13 protein-coding genes and 2 tRNA genes are annotated in these 14,917 nt (G+C 69.5%); 8 read left to right on the top strand and 7 right to left on the bottom strand.

Annotated features, from left to right (window positions below; translation table 11 throughout):
* Window positions 1–149: 149 nt before the first annotated feature.
* From QJS31_RS27460 to QJS31_RS27445, 4 genes are all read left to right on the top strand, one after another.
* Window positions 150–623 carry a ribose-5-phosphate isomerase gene (locus QJS31_RS27460; RefSeq protein WP_029927041.1) on the top strand — a complete coding sequence of 158 codons (474 nt, stop codon included), beginning with the start codon at window positions 150–152 and terminating at the stop codon, window positions 621–623.
* 91 nt (window positions 624–714) lie between these two features.
* Window positions 715–1,527, top strand: coding sequence for an Fpg/Nei family DNA glycosylase (locus QJS31_RS27455; protein WP_306358075.1), 813 nt, complete (start codon window positions 715–717; stop codon window positions 1,525–1,527).
* A gap of 116 nt (window positions 1,528–1,643) precedes the next feature.
* Window positions 1,644–1,859: a hypothetical protein gene (locus tag QJS31_RS27450; protein WP_282777418.1), complete on the top strand. Its 216-nt coding sequence runs from the start codon at window positions 1,644–1,646 to the stop codon at window positions 1,857–1,859.
* Window positions 1,860–2,285 carry a PIN domain-containing protein gene (locus QJS31_RS27445; RefSeq protein ID WP_282777416.1) on the top strand — a complete coding sequence of 142 codons (426 nt, stop codon included), beginning with the start codon at window positions 1,860–1,862 and terminating at the stop codon, window positions 2,283–2,285.
* A 609-nt stretch (window positions 2,286–2,894) separates the two neighbouring features.
* Here QJS31_RS27445 and QJS31_RS27435 read toward each other — a convergent pair.
* Complete coding sequence (locus QJS31_RS27435) at window positions 2,895–4,226, bottom strand: amidohydrolase family protein (RefSeq protein WP_282777414.1); 1,332 nt, start codon at window positions 4,224–4,226, stop codon at window positions 2,895–2,897.
* A gap of 62 nt (window positions 4,227–4,288) precedes the next feature.
* Between QJS31_RS27435 and QJS31_RS27430 the strand changes: the two genes are divergently transcribed.
* Complete coding sequence (locus tag QJS31_RS27430) at window positions 4,289–4,894, top strand: TetR/AcrR family transcriptional regulator (RefSeq protein WP_282777412.1); 606 nt, start codon at window positions 4,289–4,291, stop codon at window positions 4,892–4,894.
* Window positions 4,895–4,918: 24 nt separating this feature from the next.
* Here the strand turns inward: QJS31_RS27430 and QJS31_RS27425 are convergent, their stop codons facing one another.
* A complete protein-coding gene (locus tag QJS31_RS27425; RefSeq protein ID WP_282777410.1) occupies window positions 4,919–5,740 on the bottom strand; it encodes a DUF1542 domain-containing protein in 822 nt (273 codons plus the stop codon).
* A gap of 60 nt (window positions 5,741–5,800) precedes the next feature.
* A complete protein-coding gene (locus tag QJS31_RS27420; RefSeq protein ID WP_306358074.1) occupies window positions 5,801–6,808 on the bottom strand; it encodes a GGDEF domain-containing protein in 1,008 nt (335 codons plus the stop codon).
* A gap of 511 nt (window positions 6,809–7,319) precedes the next feature.
* Here QJS31_RS27420 and QJS31_RS27415 point away from each other — a divergent pair.
* Window positions 7,320–7,390 (top strand) — tRNA-Gly (locus QJS31_RS27415).
* 56 nt (window positions 7,391–7,446) lie between these two features.
* Window positions 7,447–7,523 (top strand) — tRNA-Pro (locus QJS31_RS27410).
* Between the two features lie 42 nt (window positions 7,524–7,565).
* Here QJS31_RS27410 and QJS31_RS27405 read toward each other — a convergent pair.
* Window positions 7,566–8,096 (bottom strand): DUF1772 domain-containing protein, encoded by a 531-nt coding sequence (locus QJS31_RS27405; protein WP_306358073.1) that lies wholly within the window; start codon window positions 8,094–8,096, stop codon window positions 7,566–7,568.
* A 488-nt stretch (window positions 8,097–8,584) separates the two neighbouring features.
* Window positions 8,585–9,364 carry a hypothetical protein gene (locus QJS31_RS27400; protein ID WP_282777404.1) on the bottom strand — a complete coding sequence of 260 codons (780 nt, stop codon included), beginning with the start codon at window positions 9,362–9,364 and terminating at the stop codon, window positions 8,585–8,587.
* A 155-nt stretch (window positions 9,365–9,519) separates the two neighbouring features.
* Here QJS31_RS27400 and QJS31_RS27395 point away from each other — a divergent pair, with 155 nt between their 5' ends.
* Window positions 9,520–9,993: an NUDIX domain-containing protein gene (locus QJS31_RS27395; protein WP_282777402.1), complete on the top strand. Its 474-nt coding sequence runs from the start codon at window positions 9,520–9,522 to the stop codon at window positions 9,991–9,993.
* A gap of 60 nt (window positions 9,994–10,053) precedes the next feature.
* Here the strand turns inward: QJS31_RS27395 and QJS31_RS27390 are convergent, their stop codons facing one another.
* Window positions 10,054–12,744: a polynucleotide kinase-phosphatase gene (locus QJS31_RS27390; protein WP_306358072.1), complete on the bottom strand. Its 2,691-nt coding sequence runs from the start codon at window positions 12,742–12,744 to the stop codon at window positions 10,054–10,056.
* Window positions 12,741–14,696: a 3' terminal RNA ribose 2'-O-methyltransferase Hen1 gene (locus QJS31_RS27385; protein ID WP_306358071.1), complete on the bottom strand. Its 1,956-nt coding sequence runs from the start codon at window positions 14,694–14,696 to the stop codon at window positions 12,741–12,743. Before QJS31_RS27385 ends, QJS31_RS27390 begins: the two co-directional genes overlap by 4 nt.
* Between the last annotated feature and the right edge of the window lie 221 nt (window positions 14,697–14,917).

The raw sequence follows: 14,917 nt of genomic DNA, 5'->3' as shown, positions 1-14,917 counted from the left end.
CCCGGCATCCGGTGGCGCTGGCATCGACTGCGGTCGATCATCGGACGTCATGGGCTGAACTTTAGGCAGTCCTGCCGTCGGCCGGTCGGTCCAGCGGGCGGGTCATCCCCGGGCGCGTCGGCTCCGGGCGGCCTGACACAATCGCAGCCATGCGCGTATACCTGGGTGCCGATCATGCCGGCTTCGAACTGAAGAACCACGTCAAGGAACACCTGCGGGCGGCCGGTCACGAGGTCGTCGACTGCGGTGCGCTCGAGTACGACGCTCTCGACGACTACCCGGCCTTCTGCATCGAGGCCGCCCGCCGCACGGTCGCGGATCCGGGCAGCCTGGGCCTGGTGTTCGGTGGCAGCGGCAATGGTGAGCAGATCGCCGCCAACAAGGTGCCGGGCGCTCGCTGCGCCCTGGCCTGGAGCGTGGAGACCGCGCAGCTGGCCCGCCAGCACAACAACGCCCAGCTGATCGGCATCGGCGGCCGCATGCACAGCACCGAGGAGGCGCTCGCCATCGTGGACGCCTTCCTCGCCACCCCGTGGTCGGAGGAGGAGCGCCACCAGCGCCGCATCGACATCCTGGCGGAGTACGAGAAGACCGGCGTCGCGCCCGAGGTGCCCGCGTACTGAGCCGTCCGACCGACGCGCCCCCTCCGACTCGGAGCGGGGCGCGTCATCGGTTGTCCGGCAACGAGTTCCATGGAGAGGATGCGGATCACCCGTGCCTGAGGGACATACGCTGCATCGTTTGGCGAAGGCGCACAACAAGCGTTTCGCCGGGGGAGTGGTGCGGGTGTCGAGCCCGCAGGGACGATTCGCCGAGGGCGCGGCACTGGTGGACGGCCAGGTGCTGACCAAGGCCGACGCCTGGGGCAAACACCTGCTGCACCACTACGATTCGGGCCTGGTCGTGCACGTGCACCTGGGTCTCTACGGCAAATTCACCGAATCCCCACTGCCCCTGGGCGAACCGGTCGGTGAGGTCCGTATGCGTCTGGTCGGCGCGGGTCGCGGCGGCGAACCCCACGGCACCGATCTGCGCGGCCCGGCCGCGTGCGAGGTGCTCCTCGAACCCGAGGTCGACGCCCTCACCGCCCGGCTCGGCCCCGACCCGCTGCGCCGCGACGCCGACCCCGACCGGGCCTGGCACCGCATCCACCGTTCCCAGCGCCCGATCGGCGCGCTGCTCATGGACCAGAAGGTGCTCGCCGGGGTCGGGAACGTCTACCGTGCGGAAGTGCTTTTCCGCCACAACATCTCACCGCAGCGCCCCGGCATGCAGCTCGCCCATGACGAATGGATGGCCATGTGGGCCGACCTCGTCGACCTCATGAAGGTGGGTGTCCGACGCGGCGTGATGGTGGTGGTTCGCCCCGAACATGACCACGGTGCACCGTCTTACGCCCCCGATCGCCCCCGCACCTACGTGTACCGTCGCGCGGGCGAACCCTGCCGTCGCTGCGCGACCACGGTCCTGCACGCGGTCATGGAAGGCCGAAACCTGTTCTGGTGCCCTACCTGTCAACAGGCCTGAAGAATTCCTGTGGCTACCCATCCTCGCGCGCACAGTTGATGGGCGATCGGCGTACGAAGCGGTGCGGTCGCGATGAAGTATCCCGACTACCGAATGTATGACGGTATACTGCAGGTATGTCCGATATGACCACTATCAAGGTGCCCAAAGCTGTCCGGGATCGACTGCTGGAGGTTGCGACGTCGAAAGGCGTGACCCTCGGGCAGGCGCTCGATCATCTGCTCAGCACGGTAGGTGCGCGTCCGAAACCCACCGTCGGGGGTTACCGCAGTCAGCGTCCACTCTCGGCCGAAGAGATCGACCGAGAGCTTGGCCGGGGCTTCGGGGCCTAGATGACGATAATTGTCGACACGAGTGCAATCCTCGCCTTGTTCGACGAGGCGTACGCCGAGCACAAACAACTGGCGCAAATCATCGCTGAAGCCGATGAGCGACTTGTGATTTCGCCGATGGTTGTCGCCGAGGCGGATTACATGCTCTCCACCCGACTCGGGTCCCGCGCGGCGCACGACTTCGCCTCCGACGTGGCCGGCGGCGCGTATGACCTGGCGGCGTGGACATCCAACCATCACGCTGCGGCTCTGACCATCCTCGACCATTACAGCCAGGACTACGTCGGGATCACGGATGCCTCGAATGTGGTTATCGCTGATCGAGAGCGTACCGACCGGATCATGACGCTCGACCAGCGCCATTTTCGGACGCTACGCCCGTTGTGGGGCTTTGACAGCTTCGTTCTCTTGCCATATGACTCCTAGTCGAAACCGGGCGGGGCCATCCGGGACGATCTGCTCGAGCTCCTGAAGGTCGGCGTCCGGCGCGGTGTCATGGTCGTGGTCCGGCCCGAACACGGCCACGGGCGCCCTCCTATGCGGCCGACCGCGCCCGGCCTACGTCTACCGCCGCCAGGGTAAACCTGCCGTCTGTGCGGAACCACCGTCCGGCATAAACCTGTTCTGGTGTCCGGGGTGTCAGCCCAGCTGAGGTCCGCTGGTGATCTTGTCCCGAGGATTCGTGCCAACGGAAATAGTGGCGTTTCAAGTCGGTGGCCCGCTGATACCTTCGGCCGGTCACGATCCGACTTCGAAAGGTGGCAGTGTGTTCCGTTCGGCATCGAAAATCATGGTGGCGGTAGGCGTCGCACTCGCCCTGGGCTGCTCTCCGGCAGTGGCGTCCGCCGCGCCCGCACCGGCCGAGTCCGTCGCCGTCCCACAGCCTTCCACCGGTTCCGCCGCGGCGGACCTCACGCGGATCCTGCTGCGGTGCCTGATGACCGGGTCCTCGGTCGTCCCCGGAGATTCGATGGGTTTCCCGGGGCTGTGCGCGTAGAGGGACGCTGCGTGTAGAGAGTCGCTGACGTGGTCGCGCTAGTCGTTCGCGACCACCGATCGGCCGTCGCGCAGTACCGCGTCGACGGCGCGCAGTGCGCCGATGTCGCTGAGCGGGTCGCCGCGCACGATGAGCAGGTCGGCGGCGCGGCCCGGTGCGATGACGCCGATGGTGTCGGCGCGCAGGGCGGCCGCCGGGGTGACGGTGGCCGCGGTGATGGCCTCGTGCGGCGTGAGGCCCGCTGCCACCAGGAGTTCGATCTCGCGCAGGAGGCCCTCTCCGGCGTGGACTCCCGGCATGCCCGCGTCGCTGCCCGCGATGACGCGGCCGCCCGCGTCGCGGAACTCGCGCAGGCGTTCGTAGATGGCCTTCCTGGTCTCCTCGTCGAAGCCGAAGTCGGTGACCGCGAGGGTCGGTGCGAGCGTGATCCCGTGCTGGACCAGGAGTTCGGGGTAGCCGTCCGGCCAGCCGTCGCGGACGCCGCGCGGTTCCAGGTGGTCGAGGCCGTCGACGCCGGCGGCTACCAGGTCGTCAAGGTCTTCGCGAGTTCCCCAGTGCGCGAAGACCTTCGTGTCGTGCCGGTGCGCCTCGTCGATGATGGCGGCCAGGATGTCGGGTCGGATCGGTTCCAGGACTTTGCGTTCCGGGTTGCCGCGTTCCTGGATCACCTTGATCAGGTCGACCGGATCGTCCCCGGTGACGAGGGCGCGCACCATCTCGCGCGCCTCCTCGGGGCTGCTCGGCACCCGGACCGCATCCGAATTCCGCTCCAGGCCGAAGGTCGCGATGGGATGGCCGCCCGGCGTGGTGAACATCGGCCCCGCGATGAGCAGCCGCGGGCCCTCCAGTTCACCCTCGGCGATCTCGCGACGGAAGTCGTGCACCCAGGCGTTCTCGTCGCCCATGCTGCGCACGGTGGTGACCCCGTGGCGCAGGAAGTCCTTCCGCTTGCCCGGGTAGTAGCGGACCCAGTCGGCCACGACACCCGGCATATCCCAGAAACCGATCTCCTCCCCACGCTCCCGCTCCGGTGAACTCAGATGCACATGGGAGTCGATCAGCCCGGGCAGGACGGTACGGCCGGACACATCCCGGCGCTCGGCGTCGGACGGTACCTCCACATCCGGCCCGGCCGCGACGATCACACCGTTCTCGATGATCACCGTCGCATTCGCCACCGGGTTCAGTTCGGGTCCCAGCAGGACCGTGCCGCCGGTCAGCGCGAGCCGCCCGCTCTGCGCCGGCCCGGCCTTGTACAGCGTGAGCCGGTAGAACGCGTACCCCGCCACCACCGCCACCAGGAGCGCGACGACCAGGAAGATCAGCGGATAGAGCACCCAGCGTCGGAGTCCGCGTCGCAACGCCACCATGGCAATCCAGCCTCCTCGCGATATCTTTAACTGCTCAGTTAGTTAATGATAGATTGCCTGACGTGGCCCGAACTGTCGACCCGAATCGTGTAGCCGAACGGCGGGCGCGCATTACCCGGGCCGCGGCGGAGCTGTTCGCGGCGCAGGGGTACGAGCGCACCACCGCCGCGCAGATCGCGCGCGCGGCCGGGCTCACCTCGGGGTCCGTCTTCTACTACTTCCGCGACAAGGCGGCGGTCTTCCGGTCGATCTTCGAGCAGTCGCTGCCGGAGCACGCCGAGCTGTACGATCGGCATCTCGACCGCGCCGACTGTTTCGCGGCGATCCTCGATGTGGTCGACGGTCTGGCGGCGGAGGCGCTGGATCCGGTGGCGCCGGGGCTGATGGTGGAGTTGCTGCGCCGGTTGGATCAGGACGAGGAACTCGCCGGGGTGGTCGCCGAGGACACCCGGCGCAGTGCCGAGGTGCTGACGACGCTGCTGGAGCGGGGGATGGTTGCGGGACAGCTCGATCCGGGCTTCGATGCGGCCGCTACCGCCCGCTGGATACTGTCGGTCGTCGACGCGGCATTCCTGAATATCGATCCGGAGCATCCCGAGGATCCGCGGCCGTTCGTCCGCGCCACCGTCGCGCGGCTGCTGCGGCCGATCGGGTCGACGGGCCGGTAGCGGCGGCCGCGTTGCGCGGGTCGGTCAGAAACCGCCGTCGAATCCCCCGGAATCGAAACCGCCGGAATCGAATCCACCATCGGATCCGCCGGAACCGAAACCGCCGTCGTAGCCGCCGGAGTCGTAGCCGCCGTCGTAGCCACCCGGTTCGTCGTAATACCCTGCGTCGCCCTGACTTCCGGTCTCCAAGCCGGCCTGGAACCCGTCGCCATAGCCGTGCTCGAAGGCGGCCGCGTCGTAGCCCACCCCCGACATGCCGCTGAAGAGCGCGTCGAACAGCAGCACCGAACCGACACCCCACGCACCCGCCACAAGTGCTGTCTTCCACCAGGGTTCGGAGTACCAGCCCGCGGGCACGGGTCGCCCGGCGACGCGTCCGCCCGGGTAGTAGTTCGGGGTGCGCGGCGACGGTGTCGGGGAAGCCTCGATGCGGCGGCCGTCGAGTTCGACCACGCGGTCCTCGCTGACCTTGCCCGCCGTGCGCTGGCCGTCCAGTTCCGGAATCGCCGGTCCCGGATCGAGTCCCATGGCGGTGCGGGCGGCACGCACGTAGTACAGCCCCTCCAACGCGGTCTCCTTGGCGAGTCGCGCCTGGGCGGGTGTCCGCGCCTGCTCGATCTGCGCACCCGCCGCGTTGAAACGCTCCCCGGCATCGGCCAGGGCTTGTTTCGCGGCCGCGTCGCTGCCGGTGAGGTTGTAGACCTGTCCGCCGAGGCGGTCGATGACGCGGCGGGCGTCGGCCTTCGCATCGGCCAGCCGGGTGGCGGTCCGGGACCGTTGCGCGACGACCATCACCACACCCAGGATGATGACCATCGCGATCAGCAGAATCAGTACCGTAGCCACGTCTTCCAGGGTACGCGGCGGGAATTGCCTGCTATTTGCTGTTCGTGCGCGGCGGCTCGTTCACCCGGCCACGGCGGCGTAGCCCGCGCGGTTTCCCCCCGGCTCTGGCTCCTCGGCGTCCAGCTCCGACACCGCGAACTGCCGCTTACCCGCGGTCTTGGCCGAGTACATGGCGCGGTCGGCGCTGCGTAGCAGATCGGAGAAGTCGCAGTCGCGATCCGGCGGGCAGAACGCGGTGCCCACACTCGCCGAGACCGGCACCGATCCGGCGATCGAGGCCACGGGTTCGCACAGCGCGGCCAGCACCCGCATGGCCAGCTCTCCGAGCGTATTGCGCCGCGACGGCACGGCCAGCACGAATTCGTCGCCGCCGTACCGGCAGATCACCGCCTCCGGCGGGCAGGTCGCGCGCAGCCGCTGTGCGATGGCCACCAGCACCTCGTCGCCCACCGCGTGGCCGTAGTTGTCGTTGATCTGCTTGAAGTCGTCCAGGTCGATGAGCAGCAGCCCCACCCCTCGTGCCGGGTCCGCCGCCATCAACCGCACCCGCTCCTGCAACAGTGACCGGTTCGCCAGATCGGTCAGGGCATCGTGGGTGGCCTCGTGCCGCAAGCGGTGCTGGAGTGCGGCGATCTCCTGGACCCGCACCGACACCGCCTCGGTGAGGTTGCGTTCCTGCTGCGCGAGGGCGCGCTGTTGCAGCTCCTCGGCGTAGCTGTCGATGGCCTGGCTGGCCACGAACATCCAGCGGGTGGCGAGCAGCGATCCGGATTCGCCGGGCGCGAGCCCGAGCAGCGCGCGGCTGGCGGGCGCGAGCATGCGGGTGCTCTCCAATGGTGGCGCGGCGAGGCGGCGGCCGATGGTTCGTGCGGCGAGCACCGGAAACGGTTCGGACGCGGCCAGTTCCATGAGGTCGTCGATGACGTCGGCGAAGACGGCCTCCAACTCCTCCGGCGGCATGGCCGGAACGGCACCGGTTCCATTGCCCCCCGCGTATACCGTCCGTACCCATTCCCTGGTGGTTGCCGCGATCATCGTGGCGGTCCGTGCGTCGAGTCGGATGGGCATGCGCTCACTCCGCGCCGACGCGGTCGGAATCCAGGCCGAGGCTGTCGCTCCGGGCCCTCCGGCCGGTCACACCCTTCGGTTCGTGCTCACTCGGTTCGTGCTCACTGCTACGCGGTCGGTCACACCACACTCGGCGCATGCTCACCGCCCCCTTTCCAGATACCCCCGTCCGGACAAAAAGGATCCTAGCAAGCCACTCGGCATCGAAAACCCAAGTTCTGGAACGGGTTCGCGATACCTCGCGAATGGCGAACGGTTGGGTGATCGGTGAACGACACCGCCGTGTTACATCCGATTTTCGCGTGTCTTCCGCGACGCGCCGAGGGGCGGCGCGAACTCTCCGGAGAGCTCACAACGAACCGGACGTTCTCTTGGTGCTGATCACGAGCACCGACCCCGCCACGCCCACCGGACAGGCCGATGACGAGCCTGATTGGCATTTCCGGAGTGAGGTTCGGTACAGTCTCTTCCGCACACGACAAAAGGTGCTCGCACCGAGTCGTCGCGCCGTGCGGGTGTAGTTCAATGGTAGAACCTCAGCCTTCCAAGCTGATGGTGCGGGTTCGATTCCCGTCACCCGCTCTGACCGGGGTTTTCCCGTTCGGTGGGGTAGGCCCGGCGGATCCGCCGGGCGATAACGGGGTGTAGCGCAGCTTGGTAGCGCATCCGCTTTGGGAGCGGAGGGTCGCAGGTTCAAATCCTGTCACCCCGACCACACATCACATCGGAACCCGGATTCCCGGCTGTTGAGCCGCACCTATCGGTCCGTCGGCCGTAGCGCGATCAGGAATCCCACCGCCGCGGCGATCGAGGCCAGCGTCCGTGCGTGATTCCACCGGATCCATGCCGTGAACAGTTCGTCCCACCGCGCCGCGGCATCGGCTCCCGCGGGGTCGAGTGCGTCCACCGCCGCGCTGATGGGGACGTTGGCCGCACCCGTGATAACCACCGCGGCGAGCAGGAACGCGCTCGCCGCGGCGAGGATCCACGGCGAGGTCGAACGACTCCACTTCATGAGCGCTCGAACCGCGAGCACGGCGCACAGCCCGGCGGTGGCGTACATCATCAGCATCAACGGCGGCTGGATCGCGGTGCGGTCGAAGGCTTGCATGGCCTCGATCCCCTGTGCGGCAGGCAGTTCCCGCACACCGGGCATGACGACGAAGGAGAAATCGAAGAACACTCCGCCGGTGACCGCCGTGCCGATCGCCGCCGCGGAGAGCAGCCAGCGGTCCAGACCTCGCGGTCGCCCGGTTCGCCGGTCCGGCGGCGAGCCCCGCCCGCTCATGATGGCCGCATTCCGGTGAGGGCTGCCCGCTCCGGGGCGCCTGTCGTATCCGTCATAGGACAAGCACATCAGTCGAGGACGGAATGCTCCATCGCTCAGGCGCGCGCGGGCATACGGCATCGTCTCGGCTCGAAGGTTCGGCCGGGAGGATGCGGCGGTCGAGGAGGCGTGCTCCGGAAGGTGGGGGAGTGGCGGCCCCCTCATGTGCCGCCACCCACTGTCCCGTACCCGACTCTCGCATCGAGAAATCGTGTGGCCCAGTGATTCAATGCATCGTTCATCTGAAATTCGCCGCCCGGTAGCTCGGCGCGTCGGGCGTTGGGGTGCAACGAAGTTCGAGGGGTGGGGATGGTACGGCGAAACCCACCCGCGGTGGGGTGCGGGTGGGTTGGGTGGACCGCTGTCGCGAAAAGAGTTCGGCGACAGGAGAAGCGGGATCTGTTCCGGCTCGGTTGCCCAGGGCGTTGGTTCGGCTCGGTCCGTTGGACCTACTTCGCCGGTTCGGCCGGTGCCGGGGCGGCCGGCTGGGCCTTGGGCTTGTCGGCCCACTTGGTGGTGCCGTCGGGGGCCTGGACGGTGGTGAGGTATTCGATGCCGGTGGCGATGAGGGCGGGGCCGCCCGCGACGATGGTGCCGACGATGCCGCCCACGCTCGCGCCGGTGGCGAGCCCGCCGATGCAGCCCGCGACCAGGGTCGCCACACACCCGATGGTCGCGCCGATGGCGGTGCCGACGAAGCCGCCGATGGCGGTCGCCAGGCCGAAGTGGGTGGACAGATTGTTGAGGGCGCGTTGGTTCTCGACCTCGGAGGCGACGGGCTTGACGGCCAGGGGCTGCGAGATGTCCAGTCCGGCGGGCTTTTCCGGGGTGAGCCGCAGTACCGTGTCGTCCTCGTCCAGGTCGGGCCGCACGGGGACGGAGACCTCGCCGAAACGGAAGTCGAGTGGCAGCGTGACCGCCACGGCGCCGGTGGCGTCCTTGACGTCGACGATATCGACCGTGTGCGCGGGGTCGGCGGCGGAGCCGTCGGTGCGGACCAGGGCGCCGTCCCGCTCCGTCAGGCGTTCCACACCGCCGTCTTCGAGCCTGGTTCCCTTGGACAGTTCGAAGGTCCCACCTTGGAGAATGGTGACGACCGTCTTGTCGACCAGCTTGGTCGAATACGCGAGCTTCGGCGTCTCGGGTTGCTGGGCGTGTGCCGGTGCCGCTCCGAGAGTGAGTGCGCCGATCACCAGGGTGGCTGCCGCGGTGGTGCTGCGGAACTCCATGCGGTATTCCAATCATCAGGTGTCTGCGAGCGAACGCATGGCAGCCTAGTGGAACCTGTCGCAGGTCAGGCCATTTCATACCGACCCGCCCCATTTGTCGTGAAGCTCCTGTCCCAATCCTTGGGATTGTCCCCGGGCCCTGGCACACTGCCCGCATGACCAGGTACAGCGCAGGCGTCCTGTTGTTCCGCCGCACCCCCGACCTGGAGGTGCTCATCGCTCATATGGGCGGCCCCTTCTGGTCCCGCAAGGACGCCGCCGCCTGGTCCATCCCCAAAGGTGAATACGACCCGGAGACCGAGGACGCCGCCGCTGCCGCCCGCCGCGAATTCACCGAGGAACTCGGGCTACCCGTACCCGATGGCGACTGGATCGCCCTCGGCGAGGTGGCCTACGGCAGCGGCCGCAGCCGGAAACAGCTGAGCGCCTGGGCGATCGAGGCCGATCTCGACCCCGACTCGATCACCCCGGGCACCTTCGAGATGGAGTGGCCGCCCCGCTCCGGCCGCCTCGCCTCCTTCCCGGAAGTGGATCGCGCCGCATGGTTCCCGCCCGAGGCGGCCCGCGACCGGCTGATCGCCGCCCAGCGCGCCTTCCTCGACCGGCTCGCCGAACTGGCGGTTCAGTAGCCGATGGTGAGGCGGTCCTTCGGGCCGACACCGCCGGGCGACTGAGCGCCCGGCGGTCGGTCACAGCCGGGGGTCGATCGGTTCGGTCTCCAGGGCCAGCACCGCGAAGACCGCCTCGTGGACGCGCCACAGGGGTTCCCCGCCGACGAAGCGGTCCAGGGACTCCAGGCCGAGGGCGTACTCGCGCAGGGCCAGGGAGCGTTTGCCGCCGAGGGCGCGCTGGCGCAGGCGCTTCAGGTTCTCCGGGCGCTGGTATTCCGGGCCGTAGATGATGCGGAGGTACTCCGGGCCGCGGCATTTCACGCCGGGCTGGACCGGGCGGTTGCTGCGGGTGCCGGTGCCGGTCACGAAGGAGCCGAGCGGCTTGACCACCATGCCCTCGCCGCCCGCTGCGGTGAGCTCGGTCCACCAGGCGGTCGCGGCCGCCTCGCTGCCGCCTGGGCACGCAGCGGTGTCGATACCCGCGGCGGCCGAGACGGTGGCCGCTGTTACCGGACCGGTGGCTGTCGTTGCTGTATCGGTGGCGGCCGCGGTCGCGTCGGTCGCCGTGCCCGCGGGGGCGAGATGCACGATCATGCGGCGGGTGGGCGTGAACAGCTCCGGGTCGGCGGCGATGAGACGGTCGATGCGCTCCAGGTGCCAGTCGTGGTCGCGGAGGGCGTGATTCGCGCCCTCGGCGGCCAGCAGCTGGAATGGGGCCAGGCGGACTCCGGCGAGGCCGTCGGTGGCCCAGCAGTAGCGGCCGTAGGCGGTGGTGAACGCCTCCGCGTCGGTGCGGCGGTCGCTGGTGCGGGCGGCCAGGTCGCCCACCTCGAGACCGCGCGCCACCGCCGCGGCGAGCACGGATTCGGCGGCACCCAGCGAGGCCCGCGCCGCCGCGCCCACCGCCGCGTACTGGGAGCGCAGCAGGCCGAGCGCCTTGGCCGACCAGGGCAGCAGTTCGGTGTCGAGCAGCAGCCAGTCGGAGGCCAATTCCTCGAACAGGCCCGACTTCTCGGCCGCCGCGCGGATCCGGGCCAACAGGGCCTCGGTGTCCGCCGGGGCGTCGAAGAACGGGCGGCCGGTGCGGGTGTACACCGCGCCGGTACTGCCGTCGTCGATGCCGAAGCGGTCGCGGGCGACGTCGGCCGAGCGCGCCACCACGACCACGGCGCGCGAACCCATGTGCTTCTCCTCGCACACCACGGTCGCCACGCCCTCGGAGCGGTAGTAGTCGAACGCCTCCGCCGGATGCTCGAGGTAGCCGTCGGCGGCCGAGGTGGCGCACGGGGACATGGTCGGCGGCAGGTACACCAGCCAGCGCGGATCGATGGCGAACCGGCTCATCACCTCGAGCGCCGCGGCGGCGGCGTCCTCCTGCACGCCGACGCGGTCCAGGTAGCGTGTCTGCACCACCCGGCGGCCCAGCACATCGTCGAGATCCAGGACGCCCGGATCGCGGCGCACCGCCTCGGTCGCCCCACCCGGATCCTGGAGCGGGCGGGCCGGTTCGAACCACACCTGTTCCGCCGCGACCGAAACCGTCTCCTTCTCCGGGTAGCGCAGGGCGCTGAGCTGGCCGCCGAACACCGCACCGGTATCCAGGCACAGGGTGTTGTTCACCCACCGCAAACGGGTGACGGGGGTGTGCCCGTACAGCACCATGGCCCGGCCGCGATAGTCGTCCGCCCACGGGTAGCGGACCGGCAGCCCGTATTCGTCGGTCTCGCCGGTGGTTTCGCCGTACATGGCGAACGAACGCACCCGGCCCGAGGCGCGGCCCTGGTACTCCTCCTTCAGACCCGCGTGGGCCACGACGAGTCGGCCGCCGTCGAGGACGTAGTGGCTGACCAGGCCGCGGCACCACTCGTGCGCGGCCTTGCGGAACGCGTCGTCCTCGGCCGCCAGCTGTTCCAGGGATTCGGCCAGGCCGTGTGCGAGCTTGACCTTGCGGCCGTCCAGGGCGCGCACCAGTTTGAACTCGTGGTTTCCGGTGACGCACAGCGCGTTTCCGGCGGCCACCATGCCCATGACGAGCCGCAGCACACCCGGGGTGTCCGGGCCGCGGTCCACCAGGTCGCCGACGAATACCGCGGTGCGCCCGTCGGGGTGGCGGGCGTCCACCGGGCGGCCGTGCTCATCGCGGGAGAGCCGGTAGCCGAGCGTGTCCAGCAGGGTTTCCAGTTCGGATCGGCAGCCGTGCACGTCGCCGATCACATCGAACGGGCCGGTGAGATCGCGGCGGTCGTTCCACAGGCGTTCGTTCACGATCGACGCGGCGTCGATCTCGGCGACGCCGCGCAGGATGTGCACCTTGCGGAAGCCCTCGCGTTCCAGGTGGCGCAGGCTGCGGCGCAGATCGCGCTGCTGGCGGACCACGACGTGCTTGCCCAGGTGGGCGCGATCGGGGCGCAGCGTGTTGCGTTCCAGGCACACCGCGTCCGGGACGTCGAGCACGATGGCCACGGGCAGTACGTCGTGGGCGCGGGCCAGTTCGATCAGTTCCTTGCGGGCCTGCGGCTGCACATTGGTCGCGTCCACCACGGTGCGCAGGCCGCGACGCAGCCGCACGCCGGCGATGTGGTGCAGCAGGGCGAAGGCGTCGGGCGTGGCGGACTGATCGTTCTCGTCGTCGCTGACGATGCCGCGGCAGGCGTCCGAGGACACGATGGCGGTGGAGCGGAAGTGCTTGCGCGCGAAGGTGGATTTACCGGAGCCGGTACTGCCGATGAGGACGACGAGCGCGAGTTCCGGAATGGACAGCTCGGTCATGACGCGACTCCTTTCGTATCGTCGGTGGCGGGTCGGGTGAACACCGCCATCTGGGTGGGTGGGCCGAGGGTGTCGTCCTCGGGGCCGATGGGAACGAAACGCACCGCATAGCCGTAGGTTTCGGCGACGCCGTGCGCCCACGCGGCGAATTCGCCGCGGATCCACTCGAAGCGGTGGTCGGCGTGCCGGAACTTGCCCGCGGGCAGGCCCTCGTAGAGCGAGTTGTACTCGCCGTTGGGGGTGGTGACGAGTACGGCTCCCGGTGCGGCGGAACCGAATACGGCGTGTTCGAGCGCGCGCAGCCGGGAGGCGTCGACATGCTCGATCACCTCCATGAGCACCGCCGCGTCATACCCGCGCAGCGACGCGTCGGTGTAGGTCAGCGCGCCCTGGCGCAGACTCACCCGCCGCGCCTGCCACTCCGGCAGCCGCGCCATCCGCCGCTTGGCGATATGCAGCGACCGCACGGCCACATCCACGCCCACGATCTCGGTGAACGCCCGATCCGCCACGAGTTCCCGCAGCAGCGCGCCCTCACCGCAGCCGAGATCGAGCACCCGCTGCGCCCCGACCTCGTGCAGCGCACGGATGACGGCGACGCGCCGCGTGACCGCCAGCGACGGCGGGCGCGGCTCCGTCCCGGCCGCAGCGGCTCCGGTCGCCGCGTCAGCGCTGGTGGCGCACCGCACCTCCGTGCCCGGCGTGGCTATGTCCGGTACGGAGGCGTCCGGTGCGGAGGCGTCCGGTGCGGCCGAGGGGCCCGTACCGGATGTCACGTCCTTGCGCGCGGTGGTGTTCTCCCGAGCTCCGGCTACCGGCACCGGCTGCGTCGACGCGCCGTGCCGAGGGGTGGCGGTCGGCGTGGTTTCCGCTGCGGTGGAGAGTGTTTCAGCCGCTGCAACCGCCTCGGCCGGTTCAACCCCGAGCTCCAGTGGTGCGGGCGCAGCCGCTGCCGTGGTCCTACCGGTCGTCCCCCTGTGGTGTGGTGCGGACGCGATGGTGGCCGGTGGCGATGTGGCGACGGCGGGCTGGAAGTTCTGAACCGGGGAACTCCCGCCGGTGGAATGCGCGGCGTCGGTGCTGTGCGCGGCACCCGTGGCGTTCCCGGCGTCATCTCCTCCCGCCACGTGTGCAGCGCTCTCGGATTCGGTCGCGTCGTCGAGGTTCTCCTCGATCGCGCCCAACTCCTCCGGTTCCAGGTCGTCCACCTCGGCCAGGCGCGCCAGGGCGGCGCGGACCAGGGTGTGGCGGCGGGAGAGGTAGCGGCGGGTGATCCATTCGCGTTCCGGGTGGTCGGCGAGCCAGCCCGCGCCGAAGCGCAGCAGTTTGTCGATCTCGGTGGTGTCGAGCCAGTAGTGCTTGCTGCCGTCCAGGACGGGGAGCAGGACGTAGAGGTGGGCGAGGGCGTCGGCCAGGCGGAACGCGCCGGTGAGTTCCAGCCGCAGGTAATGGGATTCGCCCCACTCCGGGAAGGCCGGATCCAGCGGCAGCGGTGTGGCGGCCACGGTCCAGCCGAGCGGGGCGAAGACACGTTCGGCCGCCTCCGGGCCGCCCTTGCAGGGGACCGCGGGCAGGTCGATGCGCAGCGGCAGCACGAGTTCCGGCAGTTCGGGGCGCTGTGCGCAGCGGCCGTGCAGGGCCGAGCCGAAAACCTTGGCGATCGCCACCGACAGCAGCGACGACGCCGCGTACGGCCGGTCGTTCACGTACTGGGCGAGACTGAATTCCGGTGTGCCGCGCTGCTTCCCGCGCACCAGCCGGACCGGATCCACCTCCAGCAGCAGCGCCGCCGTGCAGCGCCGCGCGGTGGCCTCGGGGTACAGCACATGCGCCATCCCGTACGACTGCTCGAACGCCTGCACCTTGGCGGGGTTCTTGTGCAGCAGATAGCCCAGGTCGTCCGCCGTCCAGGCGGCGCCCTCCGGTCGCGTACAGGTGATGGTCAACAGCACTCGGCGATCGTCTCCCAGCCGTGGACCACCCGCAATCGAATTCACCGCGCGTCGCCGACGCACCGGCCCGGCAAGCGAATACGTCGCGCATCCGGTGCCGTCGCTCAGCGGCGATCGCCGGGTGCGCTGCCGAGTCGGTCTCGTGCGGTGCCCGGACCGTCACGGCGTCTTCGCAAGGATTTCGGCTCCGCGCGGAGACCGCGGCGGCGAGCTCGGAGCCC

The organism is Nocardia sp. CC213A, from assembly GCF_030766805.1.
GTDB classification, from domain to species: Bacteria; Actinomycetota; Actinomycetes; order Mycobacteriales; family Mycobacteriaceae; genus Nocardia; species Nocardia otitidiscaviarum.
Note: the sequence above shows the minus strand (reverse complement) of the source record. Positions and strands in the feature narration are given on the sequence as shown.

Excerpts from the sequence above, each read along its gene's own strand:
- QJS31_RS27450 (WP_282777418.1), top strand. The coding sequence starts at position 1,644 with ATGTCCGATATGACCACTATCAAGGTGCCCAAAGCTGTCCGGGATCGA.
- QJS31_RS27460 (WP_029927041.1), top strand. The coding sequence starts at position 150 with ATGCGCGTATACCTGGGTGCCGATCATGCCGGCTTCGAACTGAAGAAC.
- QJS31_RS27395 (WP_282777402.1), top strand. The coding sequence starts at position 9,520 with ATGACCAGGTACAGCGCAGGCGTCCTGTTGTTCCGCCGCACCCCCGAC.
- QJS31_RS27435 (WP_282777414.1), bottom strand. The coding sequence starts at position 4,226 with ATGGTGGCGTTGCGACGCGGACTCCGACGCTGGGTGCTCTATCCGCTG.
- QJS31_RS27405 (WP_306358073.1), bottom strand. The coding sequence starts at position 8,096 with ATGAGCGGGCGGGGCTCGCCGCCGGACCGGCGAACCGGGCGACCGCGA.
- QJS31_RS27390 (WP_306358072.1), bottom strand. The coding sequence starts at position 12,744 with ATGACCGAGCTGTCCATTCCGGAACTCGCGCTCGTCGTCCTCATCGGC.
- QJS31_RS27420 (WP_306358074.1), bottom strand. The coding sequence starts at position 6,808 with ATGCCCATCCGACTCGACGCACGGACCGCCACGATGATCGCGGCAACC.
- QJS31_RS27400 (WP_282777404.1), bottom strand. The coding sequence starts at position 9,364 with ATGGAGTTCCGCAGCACCACCGCGGCAGCCACCCTGGTGATCGGCGCA.
- QJS31_RS27445 (WP_282777416.1), top strand. The coding sequence starts at position 1,860 with ATGACGATAATTGTCGACACGAGTGCAATCCTCGCCTTGTTCGACGAG.